The sequence below is a fragment of the Nonomuraea sp. NPDC048881 genome (assembly GCF_040649795.1).
Classification (GTDB): domain Bacteria; phylum Actinomycetota; class Actinomycetes; order Streptosporangiales; family Streptosporangiaceae; genus Nonomuraea.
Genome location: NZ_JBEZGC010000001.1, coordinates 1027527 through 1042286, shown reverse-complemented (window position 1 = coordinate 1042286; position 14760 = coordinate 1027527). Strand labels below are relative to the sequence as shown.

12 protein-coding genes are annotated in these 14760 nt (G+C 70.5%); 7 read left to right on the top strand and 5 right to left on the bottom strand.

Annotated features, from left to right (window positions below; translation table 11 throughout):
* Positions 1–40 precede the first annotated feature (40 nt).
* Positions 41–1162 (bottom strand): spermidine/putrescine ABC transporter substrate-binding protein, encoded by a 1122-nt coding sequence (locus tag AB0C33_RS04945; protein WP_357971184.1) that lies wholly within the window; start codon positions 1160–1162, stop codon positions 41–43.
* A gap of 545 nt (positions 1163–1707) precedes the next feature.
* Between AB0C33_RS04945 and AB0C33_RS04940 the strand changes: the two genes are divergently transcribed.
* Positions 1708–2817: a hypothetical protein gene (locus AB0C33_RS04940; protein ID WP_358283691.1), complete on the top strand. Its 1110-nt coding sequence runs from the start codon at positions 1708–1710 to the stop codon at positions 2815–2817.
* Complete coding sequence (locus tag AB0C33_RS04935) at positions 2814–3773, top strand: SIS domain-containing protein (protein WP_358283688.1); 960 nt, start codon at positions 2814–2816, stop codon at positions 3771–3773. The genes AB0C33_RS04940 and AB0C33_RS04935 overlap by 4 nt, the downstream gene beginning before the upstream one ends.
* Here the strand turns inward: AB0C33_RS04935 and AB0C33_RS04930 are convergent.
* The 4 genes from AB0C33_RS04930 to AB0C33_RS04915 all read right to left on the bottom strand — a co-directional run bounded on the left by AB0C33_RS04930 (position 3767) and on the right by AB0C33_RS04915 (position 7858).
* Positions 3767–4336: an ATP/GTP-binding protein gene (locus tag AB0C33_RS04930; RefSeq protein ID WP_358283685.1), complete on the bottom strand. Its 570-nt coding sequence runs from the start codon at positions 4334–4336 to the stop codon at positions 3767–3769. The two genes, AB0C33_RS04935 and AB0C33_RS04930, sit on opposite strands and share 7 nt — an antisense overlap.
* Positions 4317–4631, bottom strand: coding sequence for a DUF742 domain-containing protein (locus AB0C33_RS04925; protein ID WP_358283922.1), 315 nt, complete (start codon positions 4629–4631; stop codon positions 4317–4319). Before AB0C33_RS04925 ends, AB0C33_RS04930 begins: the two co-directional genes overlap by 20 nt.
* 66 nt (positions 4632–4697) lie before the next feature.
* The gene (locus AB0C33_RS04920; RefSeq protein WP_352321436.1) at positions 4698–5120 is read right to left on the bottom strand and encodes a roadblock/LC7 domain-containing protein; all 423 of its coding nucleotides are present in this window, start codon (positions 5118–5120) and stop codon (positions 4698–4700) included.
* The gene (locus AB0C33_RS04915) at positions 5120–7858 is read right to left on the bottom strand and encodes a nitrate- and nitrite sensing domain-containing protein (RefSeq protein ID WP_358283683.1); all 2739 of its coding nucleotides are present in this window, start codon (positions 7856–7858) and stop codon (positions 5120–5122) included. The genes AB0C33_RS04920 and AB0C33_RS04915 overlap by 1 nt, the downstream gene beginning before the upstream one ends.
* Positions 7859–8199: 341 nt before the next feature.
* On the opposite strand from AB0C33_RS04915, the gene AB0C33_RS04910 reads away from it, so the two are divergent.
* The 5 genes from AB0C33_RS04910 (at position 8200) to betA (ending at position 14756) form a co-directional block, all read left to right on the top strand.
* Positions 8200–9255, top strand: a complete 1056-nt coding sequence (locus tag AB0C33_RS04910) for a glycine betaine/L-proline ABC transporter ATP-binding protein (protein ID WP_358283681.1) — start codon at positions 8200–8202, stop codon at positions 9253–9255.
* Positions 9252–11165: an ABC transporter permease subunit gene (locus AB0C33_RS04905; RefSeq protein ID WP_358283678.1), complete on the top strand. Its 1914-nt coding sequence runs from the start codon at positions 9252–9254 to the stop codon at positions 11163–11165. The genes AB0C33_RS04910 and AB0C33_RS04905 overlap by 4 nt, the downstream gene beginning before the upstream one ends.
* Positions 11162–12136 carry an ABC transporter substrate-binding protein gene (locus tag AB0C33_RS04900; RefSeq protein ID WP_358283675.1) on the top strand — a complete coding sequence of 325 codons (975 nt, stop codon included), beginning with the start codon at positions 11162–11164 and terminating at the stop codon, positions 12134–12136. The genes AB0C33_RS04905 and AB0C33_RS04900 overlap by 4 nt, the downstream gene beginning before the upstream one ends.
* A gap of 62 nt (positions 12137–12198) precedes the next feature.
* A complete protein-coding gene (locus tag AB0C33_RS04895; protein ID WP_358283672.1) occupies positions 12199–13134 on the top strand; it encodes an ABC transporter substrate-binding protein in 936 nt (311 codons plus the stop codon).
* Entirely contained in the window at positions 13110–14756 is a 1647-nt protein-coding gene (betA, locus tag AB0C33_RS04890; RefSeq protein ID WP_358283669.1) for a choline dehydrogenase, read from the top strand. Before AB0C33_RS04895 ends, betA begins: the two co-directional genes overlap by 25 nt.
* The last annotated feature ends 4 nt before the right edge of the window (positions 14757–14760 follow it).

Sequence of the window (14760 nt, the reverse complement as noted above, 5' to 3'; positions counted from 1 at the left end):
ACCGGCCGGGCCTTGACCTCGGATCTCACTGCACCAACGACTATCCGGCCGTGACTTCCTGCGACAGGCGGCTGAACTTGGTCGACGCCTGTCCCAGGTCGATGATCGACTCACCGTTGAGCAGTTCCGCCGGCTTGATGTCCAGCAGCGAGCCCTTGGGGATGGTCACCTTGTCCATGGCGGCCTTGTTGGGGACCTTGTAGTTGATGTTCTCGGCCGCCCAGCGGTGGATCTCCGGGTCGAGGATCATGTTGATGAAGGCGTGGGCCGCCTCCTTGTTCTTGGAGGACTTCATGATCACCATGGTGTCCACCCAGAGGTCGCTGCCCTCCTTCGGCACCACGAACTTGATGTTCTGCTTCTCGTCCGTGGTCGGGCACCAGCCGTCCCACGCCTCGACCATGATGGCCTCGCCGGACTTCAGCCGGTCGCCGAAGGTGGTGTCGTCGTAGCGCAGCAGGTGCGGCTTCTGCGAGACCAGGAGCTCCTTGGCCTTGGCGATCTCCTCGTCCTTCTCGGTGTTGACCGAGTAGCCGAGCGCCTTGAGCGCGGGCAGGACCAGCCAGCGCTCGGTGGTCATCATGGTGACCTTCTTCTCGGCCCAGGAGGCGGGCTTGAGGATGTCGTTCCAGCTCGTCGGCGGCGTCTTCACCAGGTCGCTGCGGTAGCAGATGCCGGTGGTGCCCCAGGTGTAGGGCACCGAGTACTTGTTGCCCTTGTCGTAGGAGAGCTGCGTGGCCTCGGGGTAGAGATTGGCCAGGTTGGGGATCAGCTCGGCGTGGATGGGCTCCAGCAGGCCCTGGGCGTTGAGCGCCTGGGCGTACTGGCCGGACACGAAGGCCACGTCGATGCCGCTGTCGCCGGAGGCGGTCAGCTTGGCCATCGCCAGCTCGTTCGTGTCGTGGTTGGTGATCCCCATCTCCTTGACCTTGAGCTGCTGCTTGACCTTCTCGGGCAGCTCCTCCGGGGTGTAGCCGGGCCAGACGGTCACCTGGAGCGACTGCTTGGTCAGGTCGGCGTTGGGCTGGAGCTGTTCGGCCTTGGCCGCGGTCGTGCCGTCTGAGCTGCTCGACGACCCACCGCCGCACGCCGCGACGGCTAGCGCGAGGCCGGCCACCGCCACGGCGGCCGGAAGACGACGGGTGAACCGGTTACGGGACACGGCCGCTACTCCTTCTGGTGCTGAGGATTGAGGGGTCGCGCGACCTTACTGGACACGGCAGACCAGAGCAGGAGTGTTGCAGCAGAAATCAACATGAGCAAGACTTTTCCCGACATTGCTACCAGGAAGTTTGATCAGAGTGTTGAATCGAGATTCAATAACGGAGTCGCCTCATCCCGGTCCGTGAGGGACCTCTCACCTCGCGTACGGACCGCCTTTGGGCCGCGCTCTTCGCGCCATCTCTCCCAGCCGTAATCTATCGGCTCGGGAGCGTGCGATCCCTGGCGGGTGCTCAGCGAACGGGCGAACGATCGGGATCCGCCCAGAGCGGGTTATCGGTCGCGGTGACACCGCGCGGACCCCGCTCGCGCACGGAGACAGGGGCGGCCCGGAGCGAGCACCGGGAACGGGACCGTACCCTCCTGACCGGCGCGGGCGCTTTTCCCCTAATGCGCGGACGAGCTCCGAAGAGGGCGAAGTTGCAGCGGATATCAACATGAGCGAGACTTCCTTCCACACGTCGATCGGGAACGATGGTCAATCTGTTGAACTGGGATTCAATTGCGCCCCGGCTCGCCGCCCTCGCGGCGGAGCCCGTCTCCGACCGGGATCACGGTCTGTCCGCGAGCCTGCTGCGGGCGCTGGCGCACGACCCGCCGCCCCCGTTCGCCGTCCGCCGGTTCCATGACCTTCCCGTCCTTTCGGAGACGGCCGCCGAGCGCGGCTTCGGGCCGCACGTCGACCAGACCAACCACTCGGTCGTGGTGGACGAGCGGATGGTCGTGAAGTGGCTGGCCCCGCCGGTCCCGCTGCCCCACCCGACGCCCGAGATCTTCGCCCACCTCGTCGAGGTCGGCTTCACCGGCACCGCGCCCCCGTACCTGGCGCTGACCCGCGCGTCGGACGCCGGCGAGGAGCTGCTCGCGCTGGTGACCGGCTACCTGCCCGAGGCGCGCGACGGCTGGGAGTGGTGCGTGGACGAGGCCGAGTCCGGCGGCACGCGCTTCGCCGGCGAGCTCGGCCGGCTGGCCGCCGACCTGCACGTCGCGCTGTCCACCCTGCCCGGCGGCTCGTCCGCGCGGCAGGCGGACCCGGCGGCGCGGGCCGCGGACGCGCTGGCCGAGGCGCTCGCCCTCACCGGCGGCGCCGACGGCGCGTGGCTGGCCACGCGGGCCGGCGCCCTGGCCGGCGAGCTGGAGCCGCTGCGCGCGGGCTTCGCGGGCCCGGTGATCAGGATCCACGGCGACCTGCACGTGGGCCAGATCCTGCGGTGGCGCGACGGCTACGCCGTGATCGACTTCGACGGCAACCCGACCGTGGCCGACACCGGCGTGCGCCAGCCGGCCGCCAGGGACGTCGCCCAGCTCACCACCAGCCTGGAGCACGTGGCCCAGGTCGCCGTCAAGCGCCGGGGCACCCCGCCCGCCCACGCCGCGGCCTGGGCGGCGCGGGCCCGGGCCGGCCTGCTGGACGCCTACCGCGACCGCCTGTCCGGCCTCGGCTGCTCCGACCTGCTGGACGAGACCCTGATCCGCCCGTTCGAGGTCGAGCAGGAGTGCCGTGAGCTGATCTACGCCGCCCGCCACCTGCCCCGCTGGCGCTACGCCCCCATGGGCGTGCTGCGCACCTGGTACCCCGAGGAGAACCTGCCGTGAATCCCGAGCTCTACCTGGCCGACCTGGAGGCCAAGCCCGCCGCCCTGGCCGCCCTCGCCGACGGGCTGCGCGCGGCCGATCCCTTCGCCGGGCTGCCCGAGGGCGTGCGCCGGGTGCTGTTCCTCGGCATGGGCAGCTCCCGGTACGCCGCCGGCGTGGCGGCCCTGCGCCTGCGCGCGGCCGGCGTGGACGCCTACGCCGACTACGCCTCGGCCGCGGCGACCTACCCGGCCGGGCCGGACACGCTGGTCGTGCCGATCTCGGCCACCGGCGGCAGCCGCGAGACCCTCGACGCCCTCGCCCGCTACGCCGGGGGCCCGTCGTACGTGGCCGCGATCACGAACGTGCCCGGCTCGCCCGTCACCGAGGCGGCCGACCTGGTCGTCCCCATGGACGCGGGCGAGGAGCGCGGCGGCGTGGCCTGCCGGACGTTCCAGCACACGCTGGCCCTGCTGCTGGCGCTCGAAGCCCGGCTCACCGGGACGGGCGGCGATCTGCCCGCGCTGCTCACCCGGGCCGCCGAGGCCACCCGCGACCTCCTGGACCGCCGGGACGAATGGCTCCCGCTGACCATGGAGCTCCTGGACGGGCCCGACGGCGTCTACACGATCGCCCCCGCCGAGCGGCTGTCGTCGGCCGAGCAGTCGGCGCTGATGTTCCGCGAGGGCCCGCGCCGCGCGGCCGACGCCTGCGAGGCGGGCGACTGGTCGCACGTCGACGTCTACCTCACCAAGACCCTCGACTACCGGGCGCTGCTCTTCCCCGGCTCCCGTTACGACGAGCAGGCCATGGACTGGGTGCGTGAGCGCGGCTCCACGGTGATCTCCGTGGGCGGCGAGGTGAAGGACGCCGCGGCGGCGATCCGCTACGCGCACGACGACGACCCCGGCGTGGCGCTGCTCACCGAGACGCTGGTGGCCGAGCTGGTGGCCGCGTACTGGTGGAACGCTCAGTAGGGACGGGCGCCGATCACGTGCTCGACCAGGGTGATCAGGGTGTTCTTGACCGACTGGCGGGCCCGCGCGTCCGTGCGCACGATGGGCACCTGCGGTGAGAGCGTGAGCGCCTCGCGCACCTCGCTCTCCACGTGCGGGAAGCGACCGTCCCAGCCGTTCAGGCCGACGACGAACGGCAGCCCGGCCTCCTCGAAGTAGTCCACGGCGGGGAAGCTGTCGGCCAGGCGGCGGGTGTCCACCAGCACGACCGCGCCGATCGCGCCGCGGACCAGGTCGTCCCACATGAACCAGAACCGGTGCTGGCCGGGCGTGCCGAACAGGTAGAGGATCAGGTCGCGTTCGAGGGAGACGCGGCCGAAGTCCATCGCGACCGTGGTGGTGGACTTGCCCGGTGTGTGCGCGAGGTCGTCGATGCCGGCCGAGGCGTCCGTCAGCACGGCCTCGGTGGTGAGCGGCACGATCTCCGACACCGCGCCGACGAAGGTGGTCTTCCCCACGCCGAACCCGCCCGCCACGACGATCTTCGTCGAGGTGAGCGCTGGGCTAGAGCCGGCGAAGTCCACTCAGGACCCTCTCCAGCAGCCTGCGGTCCGGCAGCCCGGCCTCCAGCTGCGGCTGGTAGACCTTGACCAGCCCGTCCGCCTCCATGTCGGCGACCAGCACCCGCGCCACGCCGAGCGGCACGGCCAGCAGCGCGGAGATCTCGGCCACCGAGCGCACCTGGCGGCACAGCTCGCTGATCGCGCGGTACTCGCGGGTGTAGGTCATGCCGAGCCGGGATGAGGTCGCCGACGAGACCAGCGCCTCCATGGCCAGGCCGGTGCGCGGCGCCGTCCTGCCGCCGGTGACGGCGTACATGCGCACCAGCGAGCTGCGCTGGGGCTCCGGCTCCCCGTCATGCCACGATGCCAACGTCCACTCCCATCACCAGGGGCGCGCGGATGACAACTCCGCCCGTACGGCAGGGGTCAGCACCTGCCCCGTGCGTTCGACCAGAATCGTCATCTGGTACGCCACCAGGCCCATGTCACAGTCGGGCGCGGCCAGCACCGCCAGGCACGACCCGTCGCTGATCGACATCACCAGCAGCAGCCCGCGTTCCATCTCCACCAGGGTCTGCGTCACGCCGCCGCCCTCGAACACCCGCGCCGACCCCTGCGTCAGGCTGACCAGCCCGGCCGCGATGGCGGCGAGCTGGTCGGCGCGGTCCTTGGGGAAGCCGCGGGAGAAGGCCATCGGCAGGCCGTCGGCGGAGACGACCACGGCGTGGGCCACGCCGGGCACCTCCTCGACGAACGCGCTCACCAGCCAGTTGATGTCCCTGGCCCCCTGGCTCAGTTCCTTCATCAGTCCTCCTCTAGCTCGGCTCGGCCCTTGCGCACGCCCTGCTGGTAGCTGGCCAGCCGGCTGCGCAGCCGGTCGGGGGACGGCGGAGGAACCGGCACGGGCGGCGGCTGGGGAACCGCGGCACCCGGTACCAGATTCGCTCGCGGCGTGCGCTTGGGCAGGCCGGAGTTCGTGGTGCCGCCTTGGGCGGGCTCGGCGGTCGTGTTCGCCGCCTGCCAGCCCTGGTCGGCGGGCGACGACCAGGCCGGGTCCCGCCGGTCGGCGGTCGGCGCGGCCTTGCTGAACCAGCTGCTCTCCTCGACGGAGGCGAAGATCGGCAGGAACTCGTTCCCGGCCGCCGGCTCGGCCCGCTCGGGCCCCGTGGCGAACGACGGGTACGACGCCCCGGACGCCGGCGGCTCCGGCTGCTCGACCGACTGCGAGGAGGACGAGGTGAACCACGACGACTCGGACGCCGACGGCATGGGGTCGAACGACGGGTGCCCGTAGGCGGGCATCGGGGCCGTGGGCGGCGCGTACGACTCGGCGCCCTGGAAGGACTCGGCGCTCTGGAACGGGTCGGCACTCTGGAAGGGCTCGGCGCTCTGGAACGGCTCGGCGCTACGGAACGGGTCGGCGCTGCGGAAAGGCTCAGCGCTGCGGAAAGGCTCGGCGCTCTGGAACGGGTCGGCAGTCTGGAAGGGCTCGGCGCGTCCCTGGTCCGGGCGGACCATGGCGGACATGGCCGGGGTGTGCGCGGCCGCGGCCATCGAGCCGTGCAGGTGCCCGGCCACCGTGCCGGGGACGGCGGCGAGCAGCATCTCCGGGATCAGCACCATCGCGGTCAGCCCGCCGATGTCCTGGCGGCGGAGCTGCACCTTGATGCTGTGCCGCAGCGCGAGCCGCCCGACCACGAACAGGCCCATCCGCCGCGACACGGACACGTCCACGACCGGCGGGTGGGCCAGCCGCCAGTTGGCCTCGGCCAGTTCCTCGGGGGTCATGCCGATGCCGTTGTCGGTCACCGAGACCATCAGCCCGCCGCCGTCGATGCGGCTGCTGGAGATGATCACCTTGGTGTCCTTGGAGGAGAACGAGACCGAGTTCTCGACCAGCTCGGCCAGCAGGTGCACCACGTCGGTGACGGCCTGCCCGGCGATGGCGACGTCCGACTGCGCCTGGACGCTGACCCGGTCGTAGCTCTCGACCTCGCCGAGCGCCGCGCGCACGATGTCCATGAGCTCGACCGGCTCGCTCCACTTGCGCGCGGCCTCCTGACCGGCCAGGACCAGCAGGTTCTCGCTGTTGCGGCGCATGCGGGTGGCCAGGTGGTCGAGCTTGAACAGGTCGCCGAGGCGCTCGTCGTCGCGCTCGCCGCGCTCCAGGCGCTCGATCAGGGTGAGCTGCCGTTCGACCAGGGTCTGGCTGCGCCGCGACAGGTTGACGAACATCGCGTTGACGTTGGAGCGCAGCCGCGCCTCGTCGCCCGCCAGCCGGACGGCCTCGCGGTGCACCTCGTCGAAGGCGCGGGCGACCTCGCCGACCTCGTCCTTGGAGAAGATGCCGATGGGCGGCACCTCGGCGTCGACCGCGCCGTCGCGCGACTCGCGCAGGTGCTGGACGAAGTCCGGCAGGCGGCGCCCGGCGATCTCCAGCGCCTCGCCGCGCAGCCTGCGCAGCGGCCGGACCAGCGACCTGGCCACTCCGGTGGTGATCAGCAGGACGGCGACCAGCAGCGCGAGCACCGCGCCCGCGATGACCAGCGCCCGCCGCTGCTCCTCGGCGCTGAGCGTGGCGCTGCGCGCCACGATCCCGGCGGCCTGGCGCTGCTCGACCTTGCGCATGGAGTCCACGACGACGTTGGAGGCGTCGAACCACTCCTTGGCGTCGTCGCGCTTGGCCAGGTCCAGCCCGCGCAGCGGCAGCGAGGCCGAGGCCCTGATGAGCACCAGCTCGCGCAGGAACAACATGCGGTCGGCGCTGCGGCCGTTGACGGTCTCGTCGAAGAAGCGGCGCTCGTCGGCGGTGGCCTCGGCGGCGAAGCCCCTGCGGTCGGCGGTCTCGGCGGACAGCTCGCCGAGGAAGCGCTTGAGCTGGTCCTGGCCGAAGGCGCCCTCGACGAGGACGGTGGTGAGCAGCGCCTGCTGGTAGGAGACGCTCTCCTTGGCCCTGGCCAGGCCGTCCAGCATGCGGGTCTGGCGGAACAGCTCGTCGTCGGAGCTGCCCTTGATCAGTTCGGTGTGGATGGAGAGGAGGTCGCCGATCACCGTCGTGTAGAGGTCGACGGCGGGGCCGGGCAGCAGGTCGGCGTCCATCGCCTGCTCGCGCAGCGAGGTCAGGTCGTCCAGGCGGGTGAGCATGTTCTCGATCTGGTCGGCGGTACGGCCCTCGACGTCGGCCAGGATCTGCTGGGCGGTGCCGCGTACCTCCCTGATGGCGACGTCCACCTGGTCCATCTGGGACCGGACGCCGCCGAGCCCGTTCACGGGCCGGTTCCTGGCGATGTACCAGGCGGTCTTGGCCCGCTCACCGGCGAGCTGGTGGGTCAGGTCGCCCACCTGCTCCGACAGCGCGGCTAATCGGTTCGTCCGGTCGTAGTCGGCGGCGGCGCCCGTCGAGGACAGCACCTGGACGCCGCCCAGCAGCACGGCGGCGGCGGTCGGCACCAGGATGAGGGCGACCAGGCGCGCACGTACGCGCCAATTGCGCAGGCGCCAGTTGCCTTCGACGGCCTGCCGCTCGCCCAGCTGTGTTGTCACCGAACGCACCTCGCCCGAATCGGCGTATTTGTCAGGGATGTGGCCCTTGGGAGAAATCAGCAAGTGCGGGTAATTGGAACACATCCTAAGCGGAGGTGGCCACCCGCACATATCGGTGCGAAATTCAACTTCTGTGTCCAGTGGGACGAAAGCTGGAGCCCCATCTCGCCGTCCGTCCAACCAGAAATAGCCCCCTATACATTCATATGTCCATCTATGGGCGTTTAGTGCGTTCCAAGCGCATAACACGGGAGGAGCAGCCAGGTCTCTCACAGGTCACAGCGTTGAGATTTGCGTTATTCACCGCATATGTTGAGCCCTCGGCAATCGAGGAGGCGAGGGTGCGGGATTCTCCCGACAGCGCGGCCATCAGCGTCGAAGGGCTTTGGAAGATCTTCGGATCCAGGGCGCAAAAGGTGCTGGACAGCGAGGACAGACACCTCGACCCCGCCGCTCTGCGAGAGAAGACCGGTTGCACCGCCGCCGTCCGCGACGTGAGCTTCGAGGTGCGCCCCGGCGAGGTCTTCGTTGTCATGGGCCTGTCGGGCAGCGGCAAGTCCACCCTCGTACGCTGCCTGACCAGGCTCGTCGAGCCCACCGCCGGCCGCATCAGCATCGGCGGCGAGGACGTCGGCCGCGCCTCCCCCGCCCGGCTGCGCGAGCTGCGCCGCCACCAGGTCAGCATGGTCTTCCAGCACTTCGGCCTGCTGCCGCACCGCAGGGTCATCGACAACGTCGCCTACGGCCTGGAGATCCAGGGCACCCCCAGGGCCGCCAGGCACGCGCGGGCCGCCGAGATCCTCACCCTCGTCGGCCTCGACGGGTACGCCGGCGCCTACCCCGACCAGCTCTCCGGCGGCATGCAGCAACGCGTCGGCCTGGCCCGCGCGCTGGCCGTCGATCCCCAGGTCATGCTGTTCGACGAGCCGTTCAGCGCGCTCGACCCGCTGATCCGGCGCGACATGCAGACCGAGGTGATCCGGCTCCACCGCGAGGTCGGCAAGACGATGGTGTTCATCACCCACGACCTGTCCGAGGCGCTCAAGCTGGGCGAGCGCATCGCCATCATGCGGGCCGGCTCGATCGTGCAGCTGGGCACGGCCGAGGAGCTGGTGGGCGCGCCGGCCGACGACTACGTGGCCGACTTCGTCCGCGACGTGCCGCGCAGCCACGTGCTGACGCTGCGCTGGATCTGCCGCGCCCCCGAGCCCGGGGAGCCGCTGGACGGCCCCCAGCTCCCCGCCACCACCCTGGTCAAGGACGCCATCGCCGCGGCCTCGGCCTCCTCCCGCCCGATCCGGGTGATGGACGGCGACGAGCTGACCGGCGTGGTGGACCGCGTGGACCTGCTGTCCTTCCTCGCCGGCGCGGACGCCGCGGTGAGGGCAGGCGCGTGAGCACCACCGCGGTCAGCGCCCCCACCAGGCTCAAGATCCCCAGATGGGCCGCTCCCGCCGGGGTCGCGGTCCTGTTCGCCGTGGCGTACCTGGTCTTCCGCGGCACCGGCACGCTGCCGCACGACAAGGAGGCGCCGCAGTTCCTGGCGGTCACCGAGCTGCGCGAATGGATCGACGACCACCGCAACGAGAGCCCGCTCTTCCTGTACTTCCTCAACTACATCCGGCTGTTCGTCGACGGCGTCTACACCTTCTTCCAGACCGTGCTCACCGCCCTGAACTGGCCGGGTCTCATCGGCGTCCTGGCCGCGCTGGCCTGGCTCGCGGGCGGCTGGCGCATCGCGCTGCTCGCGGCGGCGGGCGTGGGCGCGTTCGGGGTGCTCGGCCTGTGGCAGTCGAGCGTGGACACGCTGGCGCTGGTGGCGGCCTCGGTGCTGCTGTCGCTGGCGGTCGGCGTGCCGCTCGGCGTCTGGGCCGGGCTGTCGGCGCGGGTGCGGCGGGTGCTGACGCCGGTGCTGGACGTCATGCAGATCATGCCGACGTTCGCCTACCTGGCGCCGCTCGTGCTGTTCTTCCACATCGGCGCGCCGGCCGGGGCCATCGCGACGATGATCTACTCGATCCCGCCCGCGATCCGGATCACCGCGCTGGCCGTCGAGGGGGTCTCCGCCACGGCGGTCGAGGCGTCGGCGTCGCTCGGCGCGACCCGCCGTCAGACGTTGTTCAAGGTGCGGCTGCCGCTGGCCCGCCCGACGATGGCGCTGGCGGTGAACCAGACCATCATGATGGCGCTGTCGATGGTCGTGATCGCGAACCTGATCTCGGCCCCCGGCCTGGGCGGCGACATCATCCGCGGCCTGTCGCGGGCCCAGGTCGGCATCATGCTCCCGGCGGGCCTGGCCATCGTGGTCATGGCCGTCGTGCTCGACCGCATGCTCATGTCGGTGGCCCGCCGCGAGGCGCACGCGTCGCTCGGCCGGCCCGACCTGGCGGTCGCGGCGGCGCTGGCGGTCGCGGGCGTGGCGGCCGGGCTCGCGCTGCCCGCGGGCTGGCCCGACGGCCTGACGGTCTCCTTCGCCGGCGCGGTGAACGACGCCGTCCGCTGGGCGGAGACGACCTGGTACCCGGTCACGACGTTCGTCAAGGACCTGACCTCGGCCTTCCTGCTCAACCCGCTGGAGGGCCTGCTCACCTCCGCCCCCTGGTGGCTGGTCGCCCTCGCGGTGCTGGCCCTGGCCTGGCGGGTGAGCGGGGTACGCCCGGCGCTGACCGCGCTCGGCTGCCTGCTGGCGATCGCGCTGCTCGGCGTGTGGGAGCACGCCATGCAGACGATGACCACGGTCGCGGTGGCGGTGCTCGTCACCCTCGTCGTCGGCCTGCTGCTGGGGGTGGCCGCGGCCCGCTCGCCGCGCTGGTCGGCCGTCCAGCGCCCGCTGCTGGACGCCGCCCAGACCATGCCCGCGTTCGTCTACCTGCTGCCGGCGCTGGCCCTGTTCGAGACGACCCGGTTCACCGCGATCTTCGCCTCGGTGATCTACGCGGTGCCGCCCGTGGTGCGCCTGGTGGAGGACGGCATCAGAGGGGTGCCCGGCACGGTCGTCGAGGCGGCCGCGTCGGCCGGCTCGACCCCGGGCCAGCTGCTGTGGAAGGTGCAGCTGCCGATGGCGCGGCGGGCCATCCTGCTCGCCGCCAACCAGGGCATCGTGATGACGCTGGCCATGGTCGTCGTCGGCGGCCTGGTCGGGGCGGGCGCGCTCGGCTACGACGTGGTCGTCGGCTTCTCCCAGCGCACGGATTTCGGCATGGGCTTCGTGGCGGGCATCGCGACCGTCCTGCTCGGAGTCATGCTCGACCGCATCACGCAGGGCGCCGACAGGCGTCCTTCCCCCCGAAAGAGGAAGCGCACATGAAGATTCGCCTGCTCGCAGGCCTGCTCGTCGTCGGCCTCACCGCCGTGGGTTGCGGCGGTGGCGCCAAGGTGGAGACCTCCCCCAGCTCCGCCGCCCCGTCGGCCGCCGCCTCCGGCGCGGCGACGACCGGCACCGTCAAGATCGCGATCAACCCGTGGGTCGGTTACGAGGCCAGCGCGAACGTCGTCGCCTACCTGCTGAAGAACGAGCTCAAGTACGACGTGCAGCTGCCCGAGATCAAGGAGCAGGTCGCCTGGGAGGGCTTCGAGACGGGCGACGTGGACGTCATCATCGAGAACTGGGGCCATCCGGACCTGAAGAAGAAGTTCATCGACGAGAAGAAGGTCGCGCTCTCGGCGGGCTCCACCGGCAACAAGGGCGTCATCGGCTGGTACGTGCCCAAGTGGATGGCCGACAAGTACCCCGACATCACCGACTACAAGAACCTGAACAAGTACGCCGACCTGTTCAAGACGTCGGAGTCCGGCGGCAAGGGCCAGCTCCTCGACGGCGACCCGAGCTACGTCACCAACGACGAGGCCCTGGTCAAGAACCTCAAGCTGAACTACAAGGTGGTGACCGGCGGCAGCGAGGCGGCCCTGCTCAAGGCGGCCGAGCAGGCGCAGGCGCAGAAGAAGGCGCTGCTGTTCTACTTCTGGACGCCCCACTGGCTGTTCGACAAGGTCGCGCTGACCCGGGTGAACCTGCCCCCGTACACCGAGGGCTGCGACGCCGACGCCAAGAAGGTCGCCTGCGACTACGCCGAGCTGGACCTCGACAAGATCGTCAGCAAGAAGTTCGCCGACACCGGCGGCAAGGCGTACGAGCTGGTCAAGAACTTCAGCTGGACCAACGAGGACCAGAACGCGGTCGCCAACGACATGACCAACAACGGCCTGACCGGCGAGCAGGCCGCCAAGAAGTGGGTCGAGGCCAACACCGCCAAGTGGCAGGCCTGGCTCCCCAAGTGACCCCTCTTGACCGCGTCTGCGCCGGCCGCCCGCCGGCGGGGACGCGGTCGCGGAGACCTCTCATGCGAACCAAGAAGCTGGCCGGGCCGCTGCTCGCGGCCCTGCTCCTGACGTCCTGCTCCGGCGGCGCCCCCGAGACCGGGGTCGCCGCCAAGGGCACGGTCAACATCGACGTGCACGCCTGGGTCGGGTACGAGGCCCAGGCCGCCGTCCTGGCCTACCTGCTCGAACACGAGCTGGGTTACAAGGTCAACACGCGCAAGAACAACGAGAGCGATTCCTGGCGCGATTTCGAATCCGGCAAGGTCGACGTGATCGTCGAGAACTGGGGACACAACGACCTGAAGAAGGAGTACATCGAGCAGAAGAAGGTGGCGCTGTCGGCCGGGCTCACCGGCAACAAAGGCGTGATCGGTTGGTACGTCCCGGAGTGGATGACCAAGAAATATCCCGACATCACCGACTATCGGAACCTGAACAAGTACGCACACCTATTCCGGACCGCCAAAACCGGAAATTTGGGTCAGGTACTCGACGGGGACCCGACATTCGTCACCAACGACGAGGTTCTCATCAAGAACCTCGGCCTCGATTACAAGGTCGTCTACTCCGGCAGCGAGGACGCGCTGATCAAGGCCGCGCAGACGGCGGCGCGCACCCGCACGCCCCTGCTCATGTATTTCTACGAACCGCAATGGCTGTTCACCAAGGTCAAACTGGTCAAGGTCAACCTGCCCCCGTACGCGGTCGGCTGCGACGACGTGCCCGCCAGGGTCGCCTGCGACTACCCGCCGTACCTGCTGGACAAGATCGTCAGCAGGCGGTTCGCCGAGCGCGGCGGGAAGGCGTACGAGCTGGTGCGCAACTTCACCTGGACCAACGACAACCAGAACGCCGTGGCCGCCGAGATGATCAACGGCAAGAAGACCGCCGAGCAGGCCGCGCGGCAGTGGGTGGAGGAGAACAAGATCGTGTGGAAGGACTGGATCCCGCGTTGAGCTTCGACTTCGTCATCGTGGGCGGCGGCTCGGCCGGCTGCGCCCTGGCCAACCGGCTGAGCGCCGATCCGTCGGTGTCCGTGCTGGTGCTGGAGGCGGGCCGGCCGGACTACCTCTGGGACGTCTTCATCCACATGCCGGCCGCGCTGATGTTCCCCATCGGCAGCCGGTTCTACGACTGGAAGTACGAGTCCGAGCCAGAGCCGCACATGAACGACCGGCGCATCTACCACGCGCGCGGCAAGGTGCTGGGCGGCTCCAGCAGCATCAACGGGATGATCTTCCAGCGCGGCAACCCGCTGGACTACGAGCGCTGGGCCGCCGATCCCGGCATGGAGAACTGGGACTACGCCCACTGCCTGCCCTACTTCAGGCGCATGGAGAACTGCCTGGCCGACCCCGGCTCCCCCTTCCGGGGCGACGACGGCCCGCTGAAGCTGGAGCGCGGCCCGGCCCGCGGCCCGCTGTTCGAGGCGTTCTTCGAGGCCGTCCAGCAGGCCGGCCATCCGCTCACCGACGACGTGAACGGCTACCGCCAGGAGGGCTTCGCCGCCTTCGACCGCAACGTCCACCGGGGCCGCCGGCTCAGCGCGGCCCGCGCCTACCTGCATCCGGTGCGCCGCCGTCCCAACCTCACGGTCAGGACGCGGGCCCACGTGGAGAAGGTGCTCTTCGACGGGACGCGGGCGGTGGGCGTCCAGTGCGGCGGCGAGCGCATCGAGGCGCGCGAGGTCGTGCTGTGCGGCGGCGCGATCAACACCCCGCAGCTCCTCCAGCTGTCCGGGGTCGGGCCGAAGGCGCTCCTGGAGTCCGTGGGCGTCCGGGTGGTGCACGACCTGCCGGGCGTCGGCGAGAACCTCCAGGACCATCTGGAGGTCTACGTCCAGCACGCCTGCACGCAGCCGGTCTCGCAGCAGCCGTCGCTGGCGATGTGGCGGCGGCCGTTCATCGGCGCCGACTGGCTGTTCCTGCGGCGCGGCCCCGGCGCCACGAACCACTTCGAGGCGGGCGGGTTCATCCGCTCCAACGACGACGTCGCGTACCCGAACCTGATGTTCCACTTCCTGCCGATCGCCGTGCGCTACGACGGCTCGGCGCCGGCCGGCGGGCACGGCTACCAGGTGCACATCGGCCCGATGTACTCCGACGCCCGCGGCTCGGTGCGGATCCGGTCGGCCGACCCCCGCGCCAAGCCCGCGCTGCGCTTCAACTACCTCTCCACCGAGCAGGACCGCCGCGAGTGGGTGGAGGCGATCAGGCACGCCCGCGCCATCCTGTCCCAGCCCGCCTGGGCCGGCCTGGACGGCGGCGAGATCTCCCCCGGCCCGGCCGTCCGGACCGACGAGGAGATCCTGGCCTGGGTGGCCAAGGACGGCGAGACCGCCCTGCACCCGTCGTGCACCTGCAAGATGGGAGTGGACGACCTGGCCGTGGTCGACCCCGGCACCATGCGCGTGCACGGCCTGGACGGCCTGCGCGTCGTGGACGCCTCCGCCATGCCGTACGTCACCAACGGCAACATCTACGCCCCGGTCATGATGCTCGCCGAGAAGTCCGCCGACCTGATCCTCGGCAACACCCCCCTCGCCCCCGACACCACCGCCTTCCATCGCCACGCCTGACCCG